The sequence below is a fragment of the Shewanella sp. AC91-MNA-CIBAN-0169 genome, assembly GCF_040310165.1.
GTDB lineage: Bacteria > Pseudomonadota > Gammaproteobacteria > Enterobacterales > Shewanellaceae > Shewanella.
In genome coordinates, this window is record NZ_JBEOPM010000039.1 from 14,828 (window position 1) to 29,173 (window position 14,346).

Annotated in this window: 13 protein-coding genes and 3 tRNA genes; 7 read left to right on the forward strand and 9 right to left on the reverse strand. The window is 42.2% G+C overall.

The genetic code is table 11. The features are described 5' to 3' along the window. Positions 1–126: 126 nt before the first annotated feature. A complete protein-coding gene (gene leuS, locus AAEY98_RS21175; protein ID WP_351019511.1) occupies positions 127–2,718 on the reverse strand; it encodes a leucine--tRNA ligase in 2,592 nt (863 codons plus the stop codon). A gap of 120 nt (positions 2,719–2,838) precedes the next feature. Between leuS and AAEY98_RS21180 the strand changes: the two genes are divergently transcribed. Beyond that, the gene (locus tag AAEY98_RS21180; protein WP_101088702.1) at positions 2,839–3,339 is read left to right on the forward strand and encodes a zinc ribbon-containing protein; all 501 of its coding nucleotides are present in this window, start codon (positions 2,839–2,841) and stop codon (positions 3,337–3,339) included. A 16-nt stretch (positions 3,340–3,355) separates the two neighbouring features. Here the strand turns inward: AAEY98_RS21180 and AAEY98_RS21185 are convergent, their stop codons facing one another. The 8 genes from AAEY98_RS21185 to AAEY98_RS21220 form a co-directional block, all read right to left on the reverse strand. Continuing rightward, entirely contained in the window at positions 3,356–3,646 is a 291-nt protein-coding gene (locus AAEY98_RS21185) for a DUF6482 family protein (RefSeq protein ID WP_174839650.1), read from the reverse strand. 111 nt (positions 3,647–3,757) lie between these two features. Beyond that, entirely contained in the window at positions 3,758–4,270 is a 513-nt protein-coding gene (locus AAEY98_RS21190; RefSeq protein WP_351019500.1) for a prepilin-type N-terminal cleavage/methylation domain-containing protein, read from the reverse strand. 12 nt (positions 4,271–4,282) lie between these two features. Further along, the gene (gene lnt / locus AAEY98_RS21195; RefSeq protein WP_351019502.1) at positions 4,283–5,845 is read right to left on the reverse strand and encodes an apolipoprotein N-acyltransferase; all 1,563 of its coding nucleotides are present in this window, start codon (positions 5,843–5,845) and stop codon (positions 4,283–4,285) included. A 3-nt stretch (positions 5,846–5,848) separates the two neighbouring features. After that, complete coding sequence (gene corC, locus AAEY98_RS21200) at positions 5,849–6,727, reverse strand: CNNM family magnesium/cobalt transport protein CorC (protein WP_101088705.1); 879 nt, start codon at positions 6,725–6,727, stop codon at positions 5,849–5,851. 45 nt (positions 6,728–6,772) lie between these two features. Beyond that, on the reverse strand, positions 6,773–7,243 hold the full coding sequence (gene ybeY, locus AAEY98_RS21205; protein ID WP_101088706.1) for an rRNA maturation RNase YbeY: 471 nt from the start codon (positions 7,241–7,243) through the stop codon (positions 6,773–6,775). Then, positions 7,240–8,304 carry a PhoH family protein gene (locus AAEY98_RS21210; RefSeq protein WP_162023778.1) on the reverse strand — a complete coding sequence of 355 codons (1,065 nt, stop codon included), beginning with the start codon at positions 8,302–8,304 and terminating at the stop codon, positions 7,240–7,242. Before AAEY98_RS21210 ends, ybeY begins: the two co-directional genes overlap by 4 nt. Positions 8,305–8,465: 161 nt before the next feature. Then, positions 8,466–9,890, reverse strand: a complete 1,425-nt coding sequence (gene miaB / locus AAEY98_RS21215; protein ID WP_351019504.1) for a tRNA (N6-isopentenyl adenosine(37)-C2)-methylthiotransferase MiaB — start codon at positions 9,888–9,890, stop codon at positions 8,466–8,468. Positions 9,891–9,972: 82 nt separating this feature from the next. Beyond that, positions 9,973–10,380, reverse strand: coding sequence for a hypothetical protein (locus AAEY98_RS21220; protein WP_350979773.1), 408 nt, complete (start codon positions 10,378–10,380; stop codon positions 9,973–9,975). 227 nt (positions 10,381–10,607) lie between these two features. Between AAEY98_RS21220 and AAEY98_RS21225 the strand changes: the two genes are divergently transcribed. The 6 genes from AAEY98_RS21225 (at position 10,608) to AAEY98_RS21250 (ending at position 14,346) form a co-directional block, all read left to right on the forward strand. Further along, on the forward strand, positions 10,608–11,831 hold the full coding sequence (locus AAEY98_RS21225; RefSeq protein ID WP_351019507.1) for an FAD-dependent monooxygenase: 1,224 nt from the start codon (positions 10,608–10,610) through the stop codon (positions 11,829–11,831). A gap of 218 nt (positions 11,832–12,049) precedes the next feature. Beyond that, positions 12,050–12,637, forward strand: coding sequence for an aminoacyl-tRNA hydrolase (gene pth / locus AAEY98_RS21230; protein WP_101088711.1), 588 nt, complete (start codon positions 12,050–12,052; stop codon positions 12,635–12,637). Between the two features lie 77 nt (positions 12,638–12,714). Further along, on the forward strand, positions 12,715–13,806 hold the full coding sequence (ychF, locus tag AAEY98_RS21235; protein ID WP_101088712.1) for a redox-regulated ATPase YchF: 1,092 nt from the start codon (positions 12,715–12,717) through the stop codon (positions 13,804–13,806). Between the two features lie 213 nt (positions 13,807–14,019). Next, a tRNA-Met gene (locus tag AAEY98_RS21240) sits at positions 14,020–14,096 on the forward strand. A 45-nt stretch (positions 14,097–14,141) separates the two neighbouring features. Next, a tRNA-Leu gene (locus AAEY98_RS21245) sits at positions 14,142–14,226 on the forward strand. A gap of 45 nt (positions 14,227–14,271) precedes the next feature. Continuing rightward, positions 14,272–14,346: transfer RNA gene (locus tag AAEY98_RS21250), tRNA-Gln, on the forward strand.

Here is a 14,346-nt window from a genome sequence, read left to right on the forward strand (position 1 = left end):
ATCCTTGTTTATTTGCATGGTTAAATAAATAACTTACCGCGGTGTACCCGCGGTAAGTTATAACACTGAAGCGTTAACGTTATCACCCTAATTTCGGAGGCTGACGAGCCTCCTCATTAAGACAACTTAGTTAGCAACAATACTTAATAGTTTGCCGGGCACGTAAATGACTTTACGAACCGTTAACCCTTCAGTGTGTTTTTGTACGTGCTCATCACTCATGCCTAATGCTTCTACATCTTCTTTTGATGCATCAGCAGCAACAGTAATTTTTGCGCGAACCTTTCCGTTTACTTGTACCACAATGAGCTTGCTGTCTTCGACTAACGCAGACTCATCGACTTCAGGCCAACGGCTATCTTCAATATCACCTTCGTTACCTAGCTCATTCCATAACGTAAACGTCATATGCGGAACAATAGGGTAAAGCAAACGCGTTACTGCAGACAAAGCTTCAGCAAGTAATGCTCGATCTTGAGCCGTTTCTTGTGAGGCTTTCAGTAAATGGTTCATTAGTTCCATTACTGAGGCTACAGCGGTGTTAAACATTTGACGACGTGCAATGTCATCGCTGACTTTGGCAATGGTCTTATGTAATTCACGGCGCAATGCTTTTTGATCGGCATTTAATTTGCTGGTATCTAATGGGTCAGTTTTACCTGCAGCAACATGATCGCTAGCCAATTTCCAGAAACGTTTAATGAAGCGATGTGCGCCTTCAACGCCAGACTCTTGCCATTCCAGGGTTAATTCCGGTGGCGAGGCAAACATCATGAATAAACGTACGGTATCAGCACCGTACTTTTCAACCATAACTTGTGGATCGATACCGTTATTTTTCGATTTAGACATCTTACTCATACCAGTGTAAACCAGTTCATGACCTTGATTGTCTATCGCTTTAATAATGCGGCCTTTGTCGTCTTTTTCTACCACAGTCACTTCTAAAGGTGATACCCAAACTCGGGCACCTTTTTCGTTGGTGTAGTAATAAGCATCTGCTAATACCATGCCTTGAGTCAGTAATTGCTTTGCGGGCTCATCACTGTTGACTAAGCCAGCATCACGTAGCAACTTATGGAAAAAGCGGAAATACAATAAATGCATACAAGCGTGTTCGATACCGCCAATGTACTGATCTACTGGTAACCAGTAGTTAGCTTTAGCAGGATCTAACATTTCGTCTGCGTGAGGGCTACAGTAACGGGCGTAATACCACGATGATTCCATAAAGGTATCAAAGGTATCTGTTTCACGGGTTGCTGGCTGACCATTGACTGTGGTTTCTGCCCAAGCTTTATCTGCTTTGATCGGACTTTGAATACCGTCCATCACCACATCTTCTGGCAAAATAACTGGCAGTTGATCTTCAGGCGTTGGCACAACAGTACCATCTGCGAGGGTCACCATTGGGATAGGAGCACCCCAGTAACGCTGACGAGATACACCCCAGTCACGTAAACGGTAGTTTACTTGACGCTTGCCTTTGCCTTCTGCAGTTAATCGAGCATCAATGGCTTCAAAAGCCGCTTGAAAGTCTAAACCGTCAAGCTCTGGGAAAGTATCTCCAGAATTAAATACGATACCTTTTTCGGTGTAGGCTTCTTTGCTGACGTCTACTTCGCCATCTACTGGCTTAATGACCGCTTCAATCGCAAGCTTATATTTAAGCGCAAATTCATAATCGCGTTGATCATGAGCAGGTACCGACATTACCGCACCCGTGCCGTAATTCATCAATACAAAGTTAGCTACCCAAATAGGTACTAACTTGCCACTAATAGGATGAATAGCTTGTAAACCGGTTGCTACGCCTTTTTTCTCCATCGAAGCCATCGCAGCTTCAGTGGTATCAGCATTTTTACATTCTTCTAAAAATGCGGCTAACTCAGGGTTATTCAATGCAGACTGTTCAGCTAAAGGATGACCTGCTGCAATAGCTACATAAGTCACGCCCATTAACGTATCTGGGCGAGTGGTGTAGATGTCAAACGAGGCATCACTGTCAGCAACGGCAAAGGTCATTTCAATACCTTCACTGCGGCCAATCCAGTTGCGTTGCATGGATTTAACCTGCTCAGGCCAGCCATCTAACGTGTCGATGTCGTTAAGTAATTCTTCTGCGTAATCGGTAATTTTAATAAACCACTGAGGAATTTCTTTCTGAATCACTTCAGTATCACAGCGCCAGCAGCAACCATCTTGTACTTGCTCGTTTGCGAGTACAGTTTCATCGTTTGGACACCAGTTTACTGATGAGGTTTTTTTGTACACTAAACCTTTGGCATACAACTGAGTGAAAAACCATTGTTCCCAACGATAGTACTCAGGGGTACAGGTAGCGATTTCACGACTCCAGTCATAACCAAAGCCTAATAGCTTAAGTTGGTTCTTCATGTAGTCGATATTTTCGTATGTCCACGGTGCCGGCGAGGTCTTATTATTGATCGCGGCATTTTCTGCAGGCAGACCAAATGAGTCCCAACCAATCGGTTGCAAAACATTTTTACCTTGCAAACGTTGATATCGTGCCACTACATCGCCTATTGTGTAGTTACGGACGTGGCCCATGTGAAGACGACCTGAAGGATACGGAAACATTGAAAGACAATAGAATTTCTCTTTGCTTTCATCTTCAGTAACTTCAAAGGTTTTATGTTCGTGCCAGTGCTTTTGCACTAAGGCTTCAATTTCTGAGGGATTATATAGCTCTTGCATCAATCTATTTCCGGCCATGCCGCCCATTGTTTGATCTAACGCTCAGCAGCGAGATTTATAACTGCATAGAATAAACCAGAAGTGATCTATTAAAAAGGTGCGTATTAAGGAGTATTACTTATGAGTGGAAAAAGTTCAGCACTATTAGCCTTATATCAGTCACTATTCGAACAGGTGAAAACCTCGTTTGAGCAAGATAACTCATTGACTGCTAAAAGTTTGTTTAAGTCAGTGACCCAGGGTAAAGAGTATTTAAAACTAAAATCTCATGCAGATGAAGAAGAGCTCGCTTTAGTAGAAGAATTTTTAAAGCGTGACATTGCAGCCTTCTTAAATGAGGAAAATGCCGATAATTTGAGTTTTAGTCCGATGGTTATTGGGATTGAGAATACATTATGGCAGTGGTTGAGCGAAATAACTGATCGTAGCCAAGTGGAGTGGCATGAACTTTTACAAGATTTTAAACATCATGGTGTTTATAAGTCTGGGGAAATTATTAACCAAGGTAAACTGACCTGCGATAAATGTGGTCATCAAATGCAAATCGATTTTCCTGGGGTCATCCCCGACTGCCCAAAATGTGATTATAATGAGTTTTCAAGGGAGCCGTTAACACCGTAACTAGCTAAGTGAATACTTAAAACTCTACTCGGTAATGGTAGTGACTCGTACTGCTGTTACCGATCATTTCATCATACGCTGTCTGAATTTCTAGCATGGCATAATGAATGCCTTGTTGTTTCAATAACACTTCAGCTTGTTTGATTGAGTTGAAACTCAGCTGTTTCCCTGCTTTATTGCGAACACTGTAAAAATTTCCCAGCAGATCTTTAACACCGAGCAAATAATGATTTGAGTCGGCATAACTAATAATCGTTGGATGTTTAGTTTGTTGGGATATGGCTAATTTTATTTCAAATAGTTGCATCGTAATCTTCACCAATAGTTGTTTACCCAAGACATTACGAAGCAAGCTGAAGCTTAGTTTATATTGATAGCTTATTTTTAACATTTAAATGCATTTAAAGATGGTTGTAGATTAGCAACCACTGACTACAGTTTGATATTCGGGTGCTGTATTTGCATCTGCGGCTTGAGTGTAAGAGAAGTAACAATTGTCATTGATGACCTGGCCATTATCATCTTTATCATATCCGATATAAGTAATAGCAATGCCTTGATATTGAATGGTAAAAGCGTCATCCACAACGATCCATTTTTCAATGTCCGTGTTGTCTAAATAGCCCCATTTCAACCGAGTTTCAAATACTCCGTCGTTGTCGATATCAATATCGATTAAGTCATCTCGGTTTGTGACAGCTTGCACTCGTAAGCTCGTCATTTTTGAACGGGCATACACCAGAGTATTGGCTGTTTTAATGCTGCCCATGAGGCTCGATAAGGTGCGCTGTCTCGCTTCGGTACTCAAGCCAATAAATTTAGGTGCTGCAACCAGCGCTAGAATACCTAAAATAATGATGACCACAATCAACTCTATTAAGGTAAATCCTTTTGAGAGAACTTGTGTTTGGAGTCGAATCGATTGTGACATCAAATTGTCCTGTTATTTACGTAAGACGTTTCTGACACTAAATAACACTAATAAACCGCACAGTATGAGTAAGGGGAATTGACCTATTTTTCTAAACCAAGTTTCACCTTGATAAAGTGCAATATTGGTTACTAACACCCCAGTTTCAAACTGCGGGATAGCATCGGTAATTCGTCCATGCGGATCAACGACTGCAGTAATGCCATTATTGGTACCACGCAGAAGAGGTTTACCCATTTCAATGGCACGCATTTGGGCTATTTCCATGTGTTGTAATGGCCCGTTAGATGCGCCAAACCAAGCGTCGTTTGATACTGTGAGTAGCATATCTGTTTCATTTGTAACGCTTGCTCTTACTTGCTCTGGAAAGGCAATTTCATAACAAATCGCCGGCGCTACATGATAACCCAGTGCAATTAAATTAGGTTGAGTGTAGTCACCACGTTGGAATGATGACATTGGTAAATTAAAAAACGGTGCAATGGGGCGTAATAAATCCCCTAATGGCACGAACTCACCAATTGGTAGTAAATGATGTTTCTTAAACTCGTTGGTGCCACCGGCAATATAGTCAGCACTTTGTTGCTGTTTCTGATGGTGATTACCTAATACGATTAATGAGTTATAAAAATCATTTTGCTGGTGGCTAATAATGCCTGTAATAATCGCAATGTTATTCATATTGGCGACTTGATTGGCATTCAATAAAAAGTCTTCCACCATGGCTTCTGGTGCAGGAATGGCAGCTTCTGGCCAAATAACGATATCGACACTAGAGGCATCATCAAATTGCTCACGGGTTAGATCCATGTATTTAAGCATGGTTGGCCACAATGCATCGGGCTCCCACTTCATACTTTGGGGAATATTACCCTGCACTAATGCCACTTTAACTGTTTTACCACTGGCTGATATTGGGTTGAGTTGCGGTGCCGCCCAAGCGCTTAATGCCAAGATAGGTAATATGATTAGCACTGGGAATACTCGCTTTTGTGTTAACAGCATCAGTGAGCCTGCAACTAAAGCCACCACAAAGCTCAGTCCTAACGCACCAATAAAGCTGGCAAATTCACTAAGAGGCCCTAATGTTTGGCTGTAGCCAGCCCAAATCCAAGGGAAACCTGTCAGTACCCATCCTCTTAACCATTCAGTTAGCACCCATAATGCTGGGAATAATCCTAGATAGGTAAAGTAAGGATTTAAGGAGTGCTTAGCTGTGCGTGATAACTTGCTGAGCAAGTATCCTGTTATTGCGGGATAAATTGCCAGATACAGTGCCAGTAAAGCCATTAAGGTTATCGACACAACAATGGGCATGCCACCAAAGGTATCAATACTGACATGCACCCAACTAATGCCAATGGCAAAGCAGCCAAAACCGAAACTAAGCCAGTAATACAAACTTTGTTTGGCGGTTAATGTATGACTCTGCCATAGGGCAAAACTCAATGCTAAAGGAAATATGGCCCAAATTTCATAAGGCGCAAACGAAAGTGCCGTACTGGCGCCAGCAATAAATGCCGTCACCAGACGAACAATACTCAAAGAAGAGTGTAAAGGTTGAGTTTTTAGCACGATTTAGTCGTCGAATTCTTCACTAATATTAGGGTCAGGGAGTTTAACACGAAGTTGCACCAAGCGGCGGTTATCTGCGTTAATGACTTTGAACTCGATATTGTTGATGATAATGCTTTCATTACGTTCTGGTAAATGGCCAAATGCATGCGACACCATACCACCGACAGTATCGAACTCTTCATCACTGAAGTTGGTACCACAGGCATCGTTGAAATCTTCAATTTCAGTCAGCGCTTTTACCATGAACACTGTGTTACTGAGTTTTTTGATTTCTGTATCTTCAACTGAATTATGGTCAAATTCATCTTCAATTTCCCCGACAATTTCTTCGAGAATATCTTCAATAGTGACTAGGCCTGACACTCCACCATATTCATCGACAACAATCGCCATATGGTAGCGTTGCGAGCGGAATTCTTTGAGCAGTACATCGACTCTTTTACTTTCAGGAACGACCACGGCAGGTCTAATCACTTGGGCAAGAGTAAAAGATTCATCAGATTGTTTAAATCCGTATTTGATCAAATCTTTAGCCAGTAAAATGCCTTCAATATGATCTTTGTCTTCATTAACAACAGGGAAGCGAGAGTGACCTGAATCCATGACGATTTCTAAAAACTCATCGACGGTCGAGTCTATTTGAATGGTAACAATTTGCGATCTTGGGATCATGATGTCGCGCACACGAAGGTCGGAAACCTCTAATACACCTTTAATCATTTCGCGAGTATCTTCGGTGATGAGGTCACGCATTTCTGCACCGGCGATGACATCAACTAAATCTTCGCGATTTTGAGGTTCGCCCTGAAATAATTGGTTAATTTTATCGAACCAGCTCTTCTTGTGGGCGTTTGTACTCGGGGGGATATCGTCACTCATAATATTTACCTAAACAGGGTTATCTATAAGATATACCTTGTTTATTTATGCTTCCTTATAGGGATTGTCAAAACCTAAGCCTTCAACAAGTTGGGTCTCTAATGACTCCATCTCATCGGCTTCTTCGTCGATAATATGGTCATAACCCAGCAAATGCAAGCTACCGTGTATGACCATGTGTGCCCAGTGTGCGATTAGCGGTTTATTTTGCTCAATTGCTTCTTGTTCCACCACTGGTGCACAGATAACGAGGTCACCCAATAATGGCAATTCAACTTCAGGCGGCGCTTCAAACGGAAACGACAATACGTTAGTTGGTTTGTCTTTACCGCGATAAGTTGAATTGAGCTGCTGACTCTCGGCAATATCAACAATACGAATGGTTAACTCGACTACTGGCATTGTTTGGCCAATAGCCGTTCGAACCCAAGTTTCAAACTCAGCTTGTGTCGGTAAATGTGGATTATCGACTGCAATTTGCAGGTCGAGATCTAATGATATCCCTTGCTGGCTCATTGAGCACTTTCCTCTTTATCTATTAGCTGACGTTTCTGCTCACGTTCACGATAAGCTTGTTCTTTGATGGTTTTTTGGATTTGCTCTTGTTGCTCGAATGCTTCATACGCTTCAACGATACGAGCAACAACAGGGTGGCGGACCACATCTTGGGCAATAAAGAAATTAAAGCTGATCTCAGATACTTCACTGAGAACCTCAATGGCGTGACGTAGGCCTGATTTTTGGCTACGAGGTAAATCAATTTGAGTAATGTCGCCAGTGATCACCGCACGAGAATTAAACCCAATACGGGTTAAGAACATTTTCATTTGTTCAACTGTGGTGTTTTGGGCTTCATCTAAAATAATGAAAGCATCATTGAGAGTCCGGCCGCGCATGTAAGCGAGCGGGGCGACTTCAATTACGCCGCGTTCAATCAGTTTTTCAACCTTCTCAAAACCCATCATCTCAAATAAGGCATCATAAAGTGGGCGTAAATATGGATCGACTTTTTGGCTTAAATCGCCCGGTAAAAAACCGAGTTTCTCGCCGGCTTCAACCGCAGGACGAGTTAATAGAATACGACGCACTTCTTGTCGCTCATACGCATCAACCGCCGCTGCAACAGCAAGGTAAGTTTTACCTGTACCAGCAGGGCCAATACCAAAGCTGATGTCGTGACGAGTGATATTATGCATGTACACACTTTGATTTGGTGTACGAGGCTTAATCACTCCACGCTTAGTTTTTATATGGATGCTACTGTCGTCAGAGTCTTGCTGTGCTTCAAGGTTAATGGCTTCTTGAATGGCTAAATGCACTACTTCAGGTTCTAAGTCTGGCGTGCTGCCTTTTACGGTTTGGGTTTCAATGTATAACTGACGCAGCAAGTTATTGGCATTGAGTGCATTACGTGGCAGTCCAACAATAGTGAAGTGGTTATCTTTATGAACAATCTCAACACCTAATCGGCGCTCTAGCTGTTTGATGTTGTCATCAAATGGGCCACATAATGACACGAGGCGGCGAGTATCTGAAGGTTCTAGATACAAATTCATGGTAGTGACTTTAGTGGTCAAATAAGGCTCCAGGTTTTGGTATTGGACAACAAAATATATGCCATTTAGTAATAATGACAGTTTACGAGTCTCTGTATCGAATTACCATAATATGACTAATTTTAGGCAAAATTAAAGGCGGACAAGCCGCCTTTAATATCATCTTAAGCAACAAACATGAATTACGGCTTAAAGTGGGTCACACCTAATGCGTCATCTTGCTTGTGCTTAGCCATAATATCAGCTGGTTGTAAACTGCGACGTAAATCCATTTCATCTTCACCACGGACAAATTCGCCGCGTAATGAGTTGGTATAAACATCAACAATTTTCACATCAACGAAACTGCCGATATGAGTGTGGGCGGCTTCAAAGTTAACCACACGACTGTTTTCAGTACGACCGCGAAGTTCCATTGGATTCTTTACCGATGGACCTTCTACTAAAATACGTTGAACCGAGCCTAACATATGACGGCTATAACGCATTGCTTGTTGCGTAATGCGCTCTTGTAAAATCGCTAAACGCTGCTTCTTTTCTTCGTCGCTAACATCATCAGGCAAATCTGCCGCAGGCGTGCCTGGGCGAGCGCTGTAGATAAAGCTAAAGCTGTGGTCAAAACCAACATCTTCAATCAGTTTCATGGTATCAGCGAAATCTTGTTTAGATTCGCCAGGGAAACCAATAATAAAGTCTGAACTGATTTGAATATCAGGACGCGCTTTACGCAAGCGACGAATAATCGACTTGTATTCAATTGCCATGTGACCGCGTTTCATTTGGGTCAAAATACGATCAGAACCCGATTGCACCGGTAAATGCAGGAAGCTCACCAATTCAGGCATGTCTTCATACACATCGATAATGTCTTGGGTGAATTCAATTGGGTGGCTAGTGGTAAAACGTAGACGGTCGATACCATCAATTGAGGCCACTAGGCGCAATAATTCCGCAAAGGTACAAATCTCATCATCATGAGTTGCACCGCGATATGCGTTAACGTTTTGACCTAATAAATTGACTTCACGTACACCTTGGGCGGCTAATTGGGCCACTTCAAGAATAACGTCATCTAACGGACGGCTGACTTCTTCACCACGGGTATAAGGTACCACGCAGAAAGAACAGTACTTACTGCAACCTTCCATAATTGACACGAACGCGGTTGGACCGTCAGCGCGAGGCTCAGGAAGACGATCGAACTTCTCAATTTCTGGGAAACTGATATCAATCACGGCTTTTTCGCCACGTTGAATTTGTTCAATCATCTCAGGTAAACGATGCAATGTTTGTGGACCAAAGATAATATCAACGCATTGAGCGCGATCTTTAATTGCTTTACCTTCTTGCGAGGCAACGCAACCGCCGACCCCAATAATTAAATTAGGATTTTTATCTTTTAAAGATTTCCAACGCCCTAGCTGATGGAATACCTTCTCCTGTGCTTTTTCACGAATAGAGCAAGTATTAAGCAGCAGAACATCTGCTTCGCTTGCGTCCTCGGTCAAGGTATATCCTTGATAGTCGTCTAATAAATCGGCCATCTTTGATGAGTCATACTCATTCATTTGACAGCCCCAGGTTTTAATATGAAGTTTTTTACTCATCAGTGCTCGCCAGTAAATCACAGTAAAAATAGCGCGACATTTTACCTGTTGTCAGGCGGTCTGGCTAGCACTAGTGCAAGTTTCACTCATTTGAATCTAAACTTTGTAATAGCCTTGAAAATTGTAATGATTTATCGTTGGCGTTAAACGTGATGGATTGAGCGGAGTAAAAACCAAATTCCGCGGCCATTTGGCGACTTTGTTGCTGGACTTGAACGAGATTACTTTGGCTTAAATCGCGATTAAAGCTGAGCAACATTTCCGTGGTTTGTTGATATAGGGCATAATCGAATGCATTACGATATGTCACGGTAATGGTTTCAATGGAACCTATATTTGTTGCGTCCGGAATGATTAAATTATTTTTGGGGTTATTGGCACTGGCATTAGTCGACAGTATTAATGCGCAACTTATGATTGTGGTGATCAACACTGTGGCAATTAAACCATAGCGAATGTAATGGCGTACAAATTGATGGTGACGGTTCATGATGTCCTCTCTTGATTACGTAAAGTGGATCAATTAATCAGACAGTCACAGTATATAAAATCGTTTATTGATTGATTTTTGTTCATTGTAAGCAGATGTAGGAAAAAGCCGTTATAGCAACATTTGGTCATGCTTTAGCTCTTATAGACATATTTATACATATATTGACCTCTATTCACTGTCATATTAAACAGAAACTCATCTCACTATTTATGGATGCCAACACAATGCAAGATGCTTCATTCACATCAACGAACACCACTGGTCACACTAATCATTATGATGTTGTCGTTGTTGGCGGCGGAATGGTCGGTGCAGCAGCAGCGATTGGATTAGGTCAGTTAGGGCTCAGTGTTGCAGTGATTGAATCTCGCCAACCACAACCTTATGAACCTGAGCAGCCTCTAGATGTACGAGTTTCGGCAATTAGTGTGGCATCTGAGCAATTGTTAGCGCGACTTGGCGTTATGGATGAGCTGCTAACCATGCGTCATGTGCCATATACTGGTTTAGAAACATGGGAACTTGATGGCTGCCTTACTGCATTTAGCGCCGAACAAGTTGGCCAGCAGCACTTAGGCTATTTTTTTGAAAACCGTTTAATTCAATTAAGCCTATGGCAACAAATTCATCAAATGGACAACATCACCTTACTGTGTCCAGCTAAAGTGATGCAGTTTTCGCGTTTAAGAGATGGTCATCAAGTCGGCGTTTTGCTGGATAATGGCGATATGCTTACTACAACATTACTTGTTGGTGCCGATGGGGCTAACTCGCAAGTGCGCCAATGGGCTGGTATTGGGGTGACAGGTTGGGATTATGCCCAATCGGCAATGTTAATCAATATAAGTACTCAAACTCCTCAGCAATCAATTACCTGGCAGCAATTTACTCCAGCAGGGCCTAGAAGCTTACTGCCGCTTCCTGGAAATAATGCTTCGTTAGTGTGGTATGACGATGCCAATCGTATTAAACAGTTATCTCAACTGAATGATCTACAACTTGCTGAACAAATCAGGCTGCATTTCCCGTCGAGATTAGACCCTAATTTTACTGTTGAAAATCGCGGTAGTTTTCCATTAACTCGGCGCCATGCACAACAATATTATCAGGATAATCTGGTTATTATTGGCGATGCAGCTCACACGATTAATCCATTAGCTGGCCAAGGCGTTAATATTGGTTTTAAAGATGTCGATGTACTGGTGGCTCAAATTGCTAATGCTATTGGTAATGGTAAAACATGGTGGCATGCGAGTGTATTAAAGCATTATCAGCAAGCGCGATATTATGATAATCAATTGATGATGACTGCAATGGATGCTTTTTACGCCGGTTTTAGTAACAATTTATTGCCATTAAAATTACTGCGTAATGGCGCGTTAAAACTGGCCAATATCGACTCACCGCTAAAACGTAAAGTATTGAAGTACGCGCTTGGGCTGAATTAAACTATCGGTTGGCGATATGTGCCATTTGTTAGCTAGGCTTACTACGCAACAAACATGACTTCTGTAAAGAGTCGTCAACCGTAAAGCATGAGTGGCTTTGAATGATTACATTATGAGTGAAATTGGTATAAAATGCCGCGTTTTGCATCATGTGTATTTTGATGTACCCCATGAAGGCATTTAGCAGCATTGTTTGCTATTAAACTGACTAGGTTGTGATGAGTAACATTAAATTGATTGTCGGGTTGGCAAATCCGGGTGCTGAATACGCACAAACTCGCCATAATGCTGGTGCATGGTACGTGCAAGAATTAGCGCGTATATGTAATGTCCCTTTGGTTGCAGAGAGTAAATATTTTGGTGTCACAGCCCGTGCAACGTTGCATGGCAGGGATGTTCGTTTACTGATCCCGACAACTTATATGAACTTAAGTGGTAAGTCGGTTGCAGCGTTAGCCAATTTTTTCCGCATTTTGCCCGAGGAAATCTTAGTCGCCCATGATGAGCTGGATATGGATCCTGGTGTGGCTAAATTCAAGTTGGGCGGTGGCCATGGCGGTCATAATGGTTTAAAAGACATTATTGCCAGTTTAGGTAACGACAAAAACTTTCATCGTTTGCGCATTGGCATTGGCCATCCAGGCGATAAAAATAAAGTCAGCGGCTACGTACTTGGCAGGGCACCAACGATAGAGCAAGAGCGAATAAACGCCGCGATTGATGAAGCGGTTCGTTCAACCGAGATTTTATTTAACCAAGACATGGCGAAAGCCATGCATAGATTACATTCGTTCAAAGCAGAATAAGCCAAGCGAGTTTTGTTTTAACACCCTTTCGACATCATTATCCAATGGGATAACTCTACATATATAAAGGTAAGCATATGGGTTTTAAATGCGGCATTGTTGGTCTGCCAAACGTGGGTAAGTCAACGTTGTTTAATGCGTTAACACAAGCGGGTATTGAAGCGGCAAACTTTCCGTTTTGCACTATTGAGCCAAACACGGGTGTGGTACCGGTACCAGATGCACGTCTTGATGCGTTAGCTGCTATTGTTAAACCTCAACGTATTTTACCTACTTCTATGGAGTTCGTTGATATCGCTGGTCTAGTCGCTGGTGCATCGAAAGGTGAAGGCTTAGGTAACAAGTTTTTAGCTAACATTCGTGAAACTGATGCAATTGGTCATGTAGTACGCTGTTTTGAAGATCCGAACATTGTTCACGTAGCGAATAAAATTGACCCAGCTGGCGATATTGAAGTCATTAATACAGAGTTAGCTCTAGCAGACTTAGACGCATGTGAGCGCGCTATTTTTCGTCAAGCTAAACGTGCTAAAGGCGGCGACGGTGATGCAAAATTTGAAGTCGCTGTACTTGAAAAAATGCGTCCATTGTTAAATGAAGGCCAAATGTTGCGTTCGTTGGAATTAACTAAAGAAGAGTTAGCAGCCGTTGCTTACCTTAACTTCTTAACGATTAAACCAACAATGTACATTGCTAACGTTGCCGATGATGGTTTCGAAAACAACCCTCATTTAGATGTTGTTCGTGCTATTGCCGCTACAGAAAATGCTATCGTTGTGCCTGTATGTGCTGCTATTGAATCTGAATTAGCAGAAATGGAAGCAGATGACCGCGCAGAGTTTATGGCTGACCTTGGTTTAGAAGAGTCTGGTTTAGACCGCGTAATTCGTGCAGGTTACGAATTACTGAATCTGCAAACGTACTTTACTGCAGGTGTAAAAGAAGTTCGCGCATGGACAGTACCTGTTGGTGCTTCTGCCCCACAAGCTGCTGGCGTAATCCATACCGACTTTGAACGTGGCTTTATTCGTGCACAGGTTATGGCATATCAAGATTTTATTACCTACAAAGGTGAAGCTGGCGCCAAAGATGCGGGTAAATTACGTGTTGAAGGTAAAACATACATCGTTAAAGATGGCGATGTAATGCATTTCTTATTTAACGTATAAGTGTCACTTACGTTAATTAGAAATTAAAATGGGGCGTAAAGGTGTTTAAGGTGTGTTAATTGGGTTTATTTTGTCGATTCGGCATTCAGTTTGGTGAAGTTATAGCCGAACAAGTCGAATTGATGAAAATAGCGAAAAAAACCAGTTGACCTAGATAACCTGAATAAGCATAATACGCCCCGTTCCTCACCAAGAGGGATAGCAAGAAATAGTGGCAATATAGCTCAGCTGGTTAGAGCACAGCACTCATAATGCTGGGGTCGCAGGTTCAAGTCCCGCTATTGCTACCATCTATTTCTTACCCATCTGCTCAAGATGTTAAACTAGAGTGTTGTGCGGGAGTGGTGGAATTGGTAGACACGCCAGATTTAGGTTCTGGTGCCGCAAGGTGTGAGAGTTCAAGTCTCTCCTTCCGTACCATTTATTAGAAATATTGGCTTAAGCGAATGTTTCAAAAAGTTTGATTGGGATATCGCCAAGCGGTAAGGCACTGGGTTTTGATCTCAGCATTCCAAGGTTCGAATCCTTGTATCCCAGCCA

Coding starts and splice junctions, on each gene's coding strand:
- leuS (WP_351019511.1), bottom strand. CDS start 2,718: ATGCAAGAGCTATATAATCCCTCAGAAATTGAAGCCTTAGTGCAAAAG.
- AAEY98_RS21180 (WP_101088702.1), top strand. CDS start 2,839: ATGAGTGGAAAAAGTTCAGCACTATTAGCCTTATATCAGTCACTATTC.
- AAEY98_RS21185 (WP_174839650.1), bottom strand. CDS start 3,646: ATGCAACTATTTGAAATAAAATTAGCCATATCCCAACAAACTAAACAT.
- AAEY98_RS21190 (WP_351019500.1), bottom strand. CDS start 4,270: ATGTCACAATCGATTCGACTCCAAACACAAGTTCTCTCAAAAGGATTT.
- corC (WP_101088705.1), bottom strand. CDS start 6,727: ATGAGTGACGATATCCCCCCGAGTACAAACGCCCACAAGAAGAGCTGG.
- ybeY (WP_101088706.1), bottom strand. CDS start 7,243: ATGAGCCAGCAAGGGATATCATTAGATCTCGACCTGCAAATTGCAGTC.
- miaB (WP_351019504.1), bottom strand. CDS start 9,890: ATGAGTAAAAAACTTCATATTAAAACCTGGGGCTGTCAAATGAATGAG.
- AAEY98_RS21220 (WP_350979773.1), bottom strand. CDS start 10,380: ATGAACCGTCACCATCAATTTGTACGCCATTACATTCGCTATGGTTTA.
- AAEY98_RS21225 (WP_351019507.1), top strand. CDS start 10,608: ATGCAAGATGCTTCATTCACATCAACGAACACCACTGGTCACACTAAT.
- pth (WP_101088711.1), top strand. CDS start 12,050: ATGAGTAACATTAAATTGATTGTCGGGTTGGCAAATCCGGGTGCTGAA.
- ychF (WP_101088712.1), top strand. CDS start 12,715: ATGGGTTTTAAATGCGGCATTGTTGGTCTGCCAAACGTGGGTAAGTCA.